The sequence below is a fragment of the Streptomyces sp. NPDC000410 genome, from assembly GCF_040300305.1.
Classification (GTDB): Bacteria; Actinomycetota; Actinomycetes; order Streptomycetales; family Streptomycetaceae; genus Streptomyces.
Genome location: NZ_JBEPDM010000025.1, coordinates 92089 through 102041, shown reverse-complemented (window position 1 = coordinate 102041; position 9953 = coordinate 92089). Strand labels below are relative to the sequence as shown.

5 protein-coding genes and 1 pseudogene are annotated in these 9953 nt (G+C 71.1%); 5 read left to right on the top strand and 1 reads right to left on the bottom strand.

Annotation, left to right across the window (positions count from 1 at the left end):
- Window positions 1–797: 797 nt before the first annotated feature.
- Window positions 798–4769, bottom strand: a complete 3972-nt coding sequence (gene eccCa / locus ABT342_RS23775; protein ID WP_351577298.1) for a type VII secretion protein EccCa — start codon at window positions 4767–4769, stop codon at window positions 798–800.
- Window positions 4770–5214: 445 nt separating this feature from the next.
- On the opposite strand from eccCa, the gene eccD reads away from it, so the two are divergent.
- From eccD to ABT342_RS23750, 5 genes and pseudogenes are all read left to right on the top strand, one after another.
- Window positions 5215–6600: a type VII secretion integral membrane protein EccD gene (gene eccD, locus ABT342_RS23770; RefSeq protein WP_351577294.1), complete on the top strand. Its 1386-nt coding sequence runs from the start codon at window positions 5215–5217 to the stop codon at window positions 6598–6600.
- A gap of 84 nt (window positions 6601–6684) precedes the next feature.
- Window positions 6685–8232: a type VII secretion protein EccB gene (eccB, locus tag ABT342_RS23765; RefSeq protein ID WP_351577291.1), complete on the top strand. Its 1548-nt coding sequence runs from the start codon at window positions 6685–6687 to the stop codon at window positions 8230–8232.
- A 16-nt stretch (window positions 8233–8248) separates the two neighbouring features.
- Entirely contained in the window at window positions 8249–8590 is a 342-nt protein-coding gene (locus ABT342_RS23760) for a WXG100 family type VII secretion target (RefSeq protein ID WP_351577288.1), read from the top strand.
- 84 nt (window positions 8591–8674) lie between these two features.
- Entirely contained in the window at window positions 8675–9004 is a 330-nt protein-coding gene (locus ABT342_RS23755) for a WXG100 family type VII secretion target (protein WP_351577285.1), read from the top strand.
- A 150-nt stretch (window positions 9005–9154) separates the two neighbouring features.
- Window positions 9155–9953 (top strand): annotated as a pseudogene (locus tag ABT342_RS23750) (hypothetical protein); the annotation flags it as partial.

Sequence of the window (9953 nt, the reverse complement as noted above, 5' to 3'; positions counted from 1 at the left end):
GGGCCCGCACCCGCACCAGCCACTTCGCAAGGCTTCACCCCGCCGAGCAACTCGACGGGGCGAAGCAACACAACCCGCATTAACCAACAGCGTCCCGGCTCGGGGGCGGGCCTTTGGCGTCCCCGGCCGGGCCTGGACCCGTCCGGGTGGCCTGGTTTTCCGGGCTGTGCCCCCGGCCCGCGCCGGGGTCGCCGGTGCCGTGTGCGCGGCCGGTGTGTCCGGCCTCAATCGCCGGCCGGGCTCGGGTGGGTGGGGGTTGCGCGGTGTGGGGTCCGGGTCGGGGGCCCTCCGGGCTCGCCTCCTCGGTGCTTGGCGGCGCGTCCCGGACCGTATGTGCCACGCCCCATTCCGCCAAGCCCCTGCGGGGGCGACCCTGCACGCCCCCTCCTGCCCCGGTGGTCCGTCCATCCCCCGGTGGGGAGAGACCACCGGGGCGGCTGTCGGCGACGAGAGCGGTTCGGGGCCGTGCAGGGTCGCCCCCGCAGGCGACCGGCGGAATGGGACGCCGAGCCATCGGTACGGGACGAGCCGCCGGTCGCCGAGGAGGCGAGCCCGGAGGGGCCCCGGACCACCACCCGCCTGCCGGTGCCGCGGGCCCCGAGGGTCCCGGCCGCGCATATCGAGCCCGGCCGGCGTTTGAGGCCGGACACACCGGCCGCGCTACGGGCCCGGCCCCCGTCCGGGCCGGAAGCGTGGACGGGGGCGCGGCAGAGGCCCGAGGACGGGCGACGCCGGCGCACGCGGAGGCCCCCGTCCGGGAGGGGCCCGGACGGGGGCCGGCGAGGTGGTGCGGAGGGTCAGCCCTCCGCGGAACCCACCAGCGCCGTCTGCACCAGCAGCGGCGCCCCGCGCCGGGTGACCAGCTGCGCCCGGCCCACCGGCAGCTTCTTCGGCGGCGCCCCCGCTAGGAACGTGCCCTCCTCGCGGCCGCACGAGAAGAGCAGCGACGGGGTGCCGACCTCGAGCATGCGCCGCAGGGCCGGATCGGACAGGCCGCGCATCGCGTTGGAGGAGCTGCGGGCGATGACGATGTGCAGGCCGATCTCGGCGCCGTGCGGGATGAGGTCGACCACGGAGCTCAGCGGGGAGCCGGACGAGCCGGTCGCCAGCAGGTCGTAGTCGTCGACGAGGAGGTACAGCCGGGGGCCGTCCCACCAGTCGCGCTTGGGCAGCCGGTCCGGGGTGATGTCGGCGCCCGGCACCCGCTTGGCGATGGAGACCATCGCCTCCTTGAGCATGGCGCCGAGCGTCGCGCCCTGGACGTGGTAGCCGATGCGGTACTCGTCGGGTACCGCGTCGTACAGGTTGCGGCTGGTGTCGGCGACGATGACGCGCGCCTCGTCGGGGGTGTACCGCTCGGCGATCGCCCTGCCGACGAGCTTGAGGATGTTGGTCTTGCCGGTTTCCTCCTCACCCACGACGAACAGGTGCGGCGTCTGCTCGAAGTCGTGCCACTGCGGCCGCAGCCCGGTCTCCTCCAGACCGATCGCCAGCTTCAGGTCCCCGCCGACGGCGGGCAGTTCGGATGCCGGGAGCAGCGACGGCAGCAGCTTGACCTGCGGTGCCGACGGGCCGTGCCAGGCCTTCGCGACGGACTCGACCAGGTCGCGGTGGGCCTCCGCCAGACCTTCGGCGCTCTCCACACCGTCCAGGCGGGGGACGCCGAAGAGCGAGTGCAGCCGCTCCTGGGTGAGGCCGCGGCCCGCCACCTTCGGCACCAGGGCCTGCGCCTTGGAGTTGATGTCGGAGTCCATCGGGTCGCCCAGCTTCAGCTCGAAGCGCGTACCCATCACATCGCGGATCCAGGGCCTGAAGTCCATCCACCGGCCGCTGGTGACGACGAGGTGCACACCGAAGCCGAGGCCGCGCTGGGCGATCTCCTGGATCGACTCCTCCAGCTTGTCGAACTCGCCGCGGAAGGTGACCCAGCCGTCGATGACGAGGAAGACGTCGCCGTACGGGTCCTCGTCGCGGAAGCGGCCCGCGGCGCGTGCCTTGCGGTACTCGGACATCGACTCGATGCCGTGGTCGCGGAAGAGCGTCTCACGGGTGTCGAGGAGGCCGGCGACCTCGTTGACCGTACGGTTGACCCGGTCGACGTCGAGCCGGCCGGCGACGCTGCCGACGTGCGGCAGGCCCTTGAGCGAGGACAGCGCGCCGCCGCCGAAGTCGAGGCAGTAGAACTGCGCCTCGCGCGGGGTGTGCGTGAGCGCCAGTGCCGTGACCAGCGTGCGGACCGCGGTGGACTTGCCGGACTGGGTGGCGCCGACGATCGCGACGTTGCCGTCACCGCCGGACAGGTCGGCGTAGAGGTGGTCGCGCATCTGCTCCAGCGGCTTGTCGACCAGACCGACCGGGACGAGCAGCTTGCCGCGCTGGTCCCAGCCCGCCGTGGTGAGACCGAGCTCGGTCTTCCCGAGCTCCGGCAGCAGCTGGTCGAGCGTCGGCGGCTCCTCCAGCGGCGGCAGCCACACCTTGTGCGCGGGCGGGCCCTGTCCGACCAGCCGGTCCACGATGACGTCCATCATCGACTCGGTGGTCTCCTCCGGCTCCTCCACGACGGGCACCTCGGCGGCCTGGATGATGCGCGGCTCGATGTACTGGGAGGTGAACGGCACCACCTGCTGTTCGATGACGGCCTGGCGGCGGGCACCGCGCGCCGCGGTCGAGCGGTACGCGCCGGAGACGTAGGCGGCACGGAAGCGGATCAGGGTGTCCGTACCGGTCTTGATGTAGCCGTGACCGGGCGCCGACGGCAGGTTGTGGGCGTCGGGCACGCCGAGCACCGCACGCGACTCGCTCGCCGAGAAGGTGCGCAGACCGATGCGGTACGAGAGGTGCGACTGCAGGGCCTGGATCTTGCCCTCCTCCAGGCGCTGCGAGGCCAGCAGCAGGTGCACGGCGAGCGACCGGCCAAGGCGGCCGATCATGGCGAAGGTGTCGATGAACTCCCTTTTCTGGGAAAGGAGTTCACTGAACTCGTCGACGACGATGAAGAGGGACGGCAGCGGGTCGAGAGGCGCCCCGGCCGCCCGAGCCTTCTCGTAGTCGAAGACCGAGCTGTAGTTCCCGGCCGCGCGCAGCAGCTCCTGCCGGCGGTTCATCTCCGACTGCAGGGCCTCCTGCATACGGTCCACCAGCGGCAGCTCGTCCGACAGGTTGGTGATGACCGCGGACGTGTGCGGCAGCTTGTCGAGGCCGAGGAAGGTCGCGCCGCCCTTGAAGTCGACGAGGACGAAGTTCAGCGCCTCGGAGGAGTGCGTCATCGCGAGGCCGAGGACCAGGGTGCGCAGCAGCTCCGACTTTCCGGAGCCGGTGGCGCCGATCAGGATGCCGTGCGGGCCCATGCCGTTGCGCGCCGACTCCTTGATGTCGAGGTCGATCGGTTCGCCGTGCTCGGAGATGCCGATCGGGATGCGCAGCTGGTCCCAGATCGAGCGCGGCCGCCAGCTGATCGCCGGATCGAGCCGTTTGGCGTCGCCGACACCGAGCAGCGTCGGCAGCTCGAAGTCGGAGGCCTGCGGCTCGGACGTGTCCCGGCCGCCGCCGATCCGGTACGCGCTGATCAGCCGCGCCAGCTTGGCGCTGCGACCGGCCGAGAGGGAGTCCGGGCTGCAGATCTCGGTGTGGACCTCGCCGCCCGCCTCGGTCCTGGTGATCCGTTCGACCTTCTCCTCGGACACCTGGAGCCTGAGGATGTAGCGGTTGTCGCGCTTGGGCAGGGTGTCGGCGAGGTCGATGACGATGCCGTTGCGGTAGCCGCTGGAGACGGCCTGGACACCGGCCGGCATCTCCGCGCCGTCGACGACGATCACCAGATACGGTTCGTCGGCCGACACCTCCGACTTCGGCTCGTATCCGGGCCGTTCGCGCAGCTCGTCACCGCCGAGCAGCTCCTCCAGCCGGCCGAAGTCGTCGGCGATCAGCCGCACCGGGCCCGCCGCGTCCGTCTTCCTCGGGTGCATGGTGTGCGGAAGCCACTTCGTCCACTCCCACTCCTCGGCCTCCCGGCCCTTGGTGAGGATGCCGATCCGCAGGTCCTCGGGGGAGTGGAAGGTGACGAGCCCGGCGAGCATGGCGCGCAGCAGGGCACGGGCCGCGTCCTTGTCGCCCTCCAGGATCAGATGCGCGAAGCCCCGCAGATAGACGGAGGCGGGGGTGTGCGGGACCTTCCCGTACGCCTCCACGAAGCGCCGCAGCGCATGGCTGCTCACCGGCTCCAGGTCCTCGACCGGCGCGGACTGCGGCGGGGTCAGGCGCAGCCCGAGCGACTGGGAACCCGTACCGACGCGGATCTCGCCGAAGTCGGGGTGGCTCGCCCGGCGCTCCCACAGCCGCTTGCTCATGGCGATCGACCACAGCCCGTCGGGCTCGGGGAACTGCCAGAACTGGTGGCGGCGTTGCTGGTCGGCGGCCTTGCGCACCTGCTTGCGGGTCTGCGCCAGGTACCGCAGGTAGCTGCGTCGTTCACCGCGCAGCTTCCGCTTGCGCTCCAGCGGGCCCTTCATCAGGTTCATGACGAGCATGAGCACGCCGGAGATGCCCATGGCGGCCACCATGATGTAGCGGAGACCGGCGTTGATGCCGGGGATGACGAACATCAGGCCCATCGAGCCGAAGCTCATGAGCATGGGCAGAAAGCCCATGACGGCTTGGAATCCGCCGGGCTCCAGCTCGGGCAGCGCCGGCGGCGGCTGCATGGTCAGCTCGCCGCGCGGCATTTCCGGAGCCGAGCGCCGCGGCGGACGGCGGAAGAGCACGGTGGACACCCTGGCCTCCCATCGGGTTTCGGGTTTCGGGTTTCGGGTGGTTCTCGCATCGCACACGGTGTGCAGAGATGAGGCACGGGGGAAGTGCGTGGCCGGATCAGCCGGGCCGGCCGCGGATTGAGAATTCCGTCCGGGGCAGGGGCAGGTGGCGGGTGCGGGTGCGGGTGCGGGTGGCGGGTGCCGGGTGCCGGGTGGCGTCTGTGTCCTGCCCGGGGTGCCGTCTCGTCCGGGGGCGCCTTCGGCGGCGTGGCGCCTTGTCCGGGGGTGGCTTCGGTGGGGCGCCGGCTCTCCGGGGGCGCCTTCCGCGGGTGGCGCTCTGCTCGGGGGCCGCCTTCCGGCGGGATGGCGCCTTGTCCGGGGCGCCGGGGCGCCGCCCTCCCCGGGGGCCGGAAACGGCGTCGCGTTCGCGCTGAACCGGCTTCCGGGACGTGCCGTGCCAACCGGCGTGACCACCAACGTGACCAGCGACCTGTGCCGGCTGATGCTCGTGACGCCCCTGTCGTCACTCGAGGTCGCCGTGCCGTCGGACGTCCCGCTGTACGACCTGCTGCCGACCCTTCTGACCTACGCGGGGCCGGACCTGGCGGACACCGGGGTGGACCACGACGGCTGGGTGCTCCAGCGTCTCGGCGAGCCTCCGCTCGACGAGGAGCGCACCCTGGCGACGCTCGCCATCCGCGACGGCGACACCCTTCATCTGCGGCCCCGCAGGGCCGAACTGCCCGTCATCGACTACGACGACATGATCACCGGCGTCGCCGACGGGGTACGCCGCCGCCCCGACCGGTGGCGCGACTCCATGACCCGGTGGCTCTTCCTCACCCTGATGGGCGTCGCCCTGGCCGTCGCCCTCGCCGTGCTCCGGCTCGACGGGCCGATCGTCCCCAGGGCCGCAACCGCCGGCGGAATCGCCCTCGTCCTGCTCGTGGCGGGCGTGCTCGTCGCCCGCGTCGCCGACGACTCCGCCCCGGCCGGACTGCTCGGCCTCGGCGCCGCCCTGTTCGCGGCACTCGCCGGACACCTGGCGGTGGAGGTGCCCGGCACCGATGTGGCGGCACCGCAGGTCCTGGCCGCAGGCGCGGCGGCGCTGACCGTCACGATCCTGGGCATGGCGGCCATCAGCCGCTGGCTGCCCGCGTACGCCGCCGCGCTCACCGTCTGCGCCGCCGTCACGCTCGGCGGTCTGCTGTCGCTGACCGGCGGACTGAACCGTACGGAGTCGGCCGCCGTGGTCCTGGTCGTGGCGCTGGTCTTCAACGCCACGGTGCCGATGACCTCGTTCAGGCTCGCCGATCTGCGGCTGCCGCTCCTCCCCACCAACGCCGAGGAACTGCAGGACCAGATCGAGCCGGTACGGGCGCCGCGCCTGCTGCAGCGCTCGGCGATCGCCGACCAGTACATGACGGCCCTGTTCACCGCGGTCGGCCTGGTGTCGGGGGGCTCCCTGCTCGTCCTCGCCCCGGCCGGCGGCTGGGCACCCGCCACGCTGTACGCCGCGTCCTGTGTGGCGCTGCTGCTGCGCAGCCGGGTGCTGATCGGGGCCGGGCAGCGGATCGCCCTGATGGTGCCCGCCGTCCTGGGGCTCGCCGTGTGGACCATCGGTTTCGCCGCCGTGCTGCCGCCGGTGGTCCGGCTGGTCGGACCGCTCCTCGCGCTCGTCGTGGCAGCGGGGCTGCTGCTGGCCGGCGCGAAGATGCTGCCGGGCCGCCGCCTGGTGCCCTACTGGGGCCGGGCGGCCGAGATCGGCGAGCTGCTGATCGGCCTGTCCATGCTCCCGGTGCTCCTGGCGGTCCTGGGCGCCTACCAGTGGGCCAACGGCCTCTTCGGCTGACCGACGCCCGGCCCTCTCGATGCCCTGACATCCCCGACGTACTCGACGTACCCGACCCGACTCCCCAACCCGAGGTAGATCCAGATGCAGACGCGCCGGGATCAGGTCCAGGCCCATCTCTTCACACTCAGCAGGGTCCAGTCCGGGCTGCTGCGCGGCGAACCGGACGCCCCCGAGACACCGATGCGCCGGTTCAGCCTCGGCACCATGGCGGGTGCCCTGGTCGGAGTGGTCGTCATGGCAGGCTTCGCGGCCTTCGGCTTCATCTCGCCCGGCAGCAGCAAGGCCTTCCAGAAGGAGGGCACGCTGGTCATCGTCAAGGACAAGGGCGCCCGCTATCTGTATCTGGGCGGCGCACTGCACCCGGTGGCCAACTACTCCTCGGCCCTGCTGATCACCGGCCAGCGCACGCTCAAGCCGCAGAACGTCACGGCCAAGGCCATCAAGAACGTCCCCAGGGGCCCGGCGGTCGGCATCGTCGGCGCCCCCGAGGGACTGCCCGACGCCAAGAGCATGGACCGCGGCCCCTGGGCCATCTGCTCCACCGAGGTCGACGACGGCAACGGGGGCCGGAGGCCGGTGGTCACGGCGTACGCGGGCGGGCGCCCCGAAGGGCTGCGCGTGCTGCGCGACACCGAGGCGATCGGCGTCGAGGGAACGGACGGCAAGGCGTACGTCGCCTACACCGACCGGCGCTTCGAAGCCACCAGCCGTAACGCGCTCACGGCACTCGGATTCGCCAACGTCTCCTCCTTCCGGGTCGGCGACGCGTGGATCAACGCCCTCTCCGCGGGGCCCGACCTGGAGCAGGACGACGTGCCCGGACGGGGCACGGCGGGTGTGACGGTCGGAGGCGTCGCCACCCGCGTCGGCCAGGTGCTGCAGGACGACGCCAACGGCAACTTCTTCCTGGTCTGGAAGGACGGCATCACGCCGATGACCAGGACCGAGGCCACGCTCGTGCTCGGCGACCCGCGGACCGCGGCCGCCTACCCGGACGGCAACCCGGTGGCGCTCAGGGTGAATTCGGCCGCCATCGCCCAGACCGCGATCACCGACAGGCAACTCAACCAGGGCGGACTGCCGCCGGTCCCGCCGACGCCGGTCGCCGACCCCGGCACCGGCACCACCACCCCGTGTGTCCAGGTGGAGCCCGCGAAGAACCCCGCGGCGCCGTCGACCGTACGGGTCGCCGTACGGACCGGGCAGCCGAACGCCGTGAGTCCGGCGGGCATCGGACTGCCCGCCGGCCCTCCCGCCGGACAGGCCCCGTCCGGCACGACGCTCGCCGACCGGGTCGTCGTACCGGCCGGACGCGGTGTGCTCGCGCAGGAGCAGGGCAGCGCGGGCGACCTGAGCCCCACGCTCTTCCTGATCACCGACTCGGGCGTGAAGTACCCGCTCGCGACGCCCCAAGTCGCCCAGACCCTCGGCTACAACACCGCCGCGGCGGTGCCCGTGCCGAGCTCCGTCCTCGCCCTGGTCCCGTCGGGACCGGTGCTGGACCCCGAAGCGGCCAAGCGGCCGCTGGCGTTCGCCCCGGGCTCCGTACCCCAGGCGCCGGCCGAACCCGCACCCGCACCCAGCAGCACACCCGATCCGACCGGTGCCCCGTCGCGGGCCCGGGACTGAGACAAGGAGGCATGACATGTCACAGAACTCCGCCGATTTCGCGGGAATGAAGAAGGGCCTCGAGCTCATCACCAACGCGGGTAACGACCTGCGCAAGGACCACTCCGGAGTGCAGGGGGAAGTCGCCGCGGTCGCGCAGAGCTGGTCGGCGAATTCCGCCCAGATGTTCCAGGGGGTCATGACCCAGTTCGACGAGGAAATGCAGCGGATGCTGACCGCCCTGGAGACCATCGAGTCGAAGCTCGAGAACGTCCTCAACATCCAGATCGAGACCGACCAGGACAGCGATCTGCAGATGACCGATCTGCAGAAGCTCTTCGAGTCGTCCCGCTTCACAGCCCGCACCCAGGCCCAGTAGCGCACGGCTCGCTTTCTTTCGCGGACCACGCCGACCCTGGCCGACCCGGCCGACCCCGACAGACGAACTGAGGAGTACCCGGACATGGCGATCAACGTCAAAGATGTGAACGGTGACGGATACGTCTCCGACAACGAAGGAATGCTGGCCTGTGTGGACCGGCTGCGTCAGGTCGCGAAGGACATTCGCGAATGCCTCGACGACCTGCACGACAAGATCGAGCCGACGCTGGAGCGGTGGGAGAGCGAGGGCGCGGACGGCGGCCCCAAGCAGGTCTACAAGGACATGCAGAAGGAGTGGAACGACGCCGCGGGTGACCTCCAGGAGTTCCTGATCAAGACCGGGGACGCGATCGAGAAGGTTGTCGAGGGCTACCGGGGCAGCGACCGGCGCGCCATGCAGGCCCTCAGCTGACCGACCGCCCACCGGCAGTGCCGCCGGCGGCCCTGCCCGTGGCGACCGTATCCGGATCGCTGATCGCTGATCGCTGATCGTGGATGGCGGATCGCCACGGGCTCGTCATGTCGCGCCCCGACACAGCATCACGGAAGCAGGTGAAACAGCATGCCCGAAGGCGTGGACATCGCCGTCGAGCCCAAGGACCTCAAGGAGTTCGGACAGTACCTCCGGGAGATGGCCGGAACCGGCGCCGACGGCGCCCTGGGCCTGGAGACGATTCGCGCCCGGCTGTCGACGGTCGCGATCCCCGATGTCGACCCGGAGGTATTTCCCGGTACGGACGCCCTCAAGGCGACCGTGCATTCGACGCGCGAGAGCATCATGGAAGAACTGGCGCAACTGTCCAATTTCTTCAATGAGCTCGGTGCCGACCTGGAGGAGGCGTCCGAGCTCTATCGCAACGGCGAGGACATGGCCCAAGCGAGCATGGATGAACTCGGCAAGATCCTCGCCGAGACCTCCGATTTCATCGACAAGCGCGAGGCGAAGCTCGCGAAGGAAGAGGAGGAACAGACCGGCCAGTCGGATATCGCCGATGAGCGCTCACAGCGGAACGACGACAAGGACGGCGACGGCAGAAGCGACAACCCGAACATCGACGAGAACGGCAACGTCAAGGACGAGAACGCCGACGGCGACAAGAACGGTGTGAAGGACGGCATCCAGTACGTCGACGGCGACGCCGACCTCAACGATGACGGCGAACTCGACGAGTTCGAGAAGGAATACGGCGACAAGGACGACGACGGCAAGGTCGACAACAGGGACGACGCCGAGGCCAATGACCTGGAGGTCGACGAGGACCCGCCCGGCGAGGAGGATCGCGAACTCGACTCGCGTGAGGCCGAGGAGCGTGAGTACGAGGAGCGGCAGGAGGAGCGCCGGGTCGAGGAGCGCGAGTCCG